The following is a 210-nucleotide window of genomic DNA, read 5'->3' as shown; positions in this document are numbered from 1 at the left end:
AGATCACGAAATTGATCACCATCAGCGCGACCCAGATCCATGAGCCGACCACGACCATGACGACGCCGATATAATAGAAGGGATTGCCGACCATCGGCGGATAGAAGGTGTAGAGCACCGAGGCGAGGCCCAGCGACACCGGGATCATCGCGACAACGGCGCCGACGGCGACCAGAAAGAAACCGGCCCAGGCCCAGCGCCGCCCAACCA

1 pseudogene is annotated in these 210 nt (G+C 61.4%); it reads right to left on the bottom strand.

Annotated features, from left to right (window positions below):
* A pseudogene (locus FNJ47_RS49595) lies at positions 1-210 on the bottom strand (cytochrome C oxidase subunit I); the annotation flags it as partial.

This window comes from Bradyrhizobium uaiense, assembly GCF_010811875.1.
In the GTDB taxonomy this organism is placed as follows: Bacteria; Pseudomonadota; Alphaproteobacteria; order Rhizobiales; family Xanthobacteraceae; genus Bradyrhizobium; species Bradyrhizobium uaiense.
Note: the sequence above shows the minus strand (reverse complement) of the source record. Positions and strands in the feature narration are given on the sequence as shown.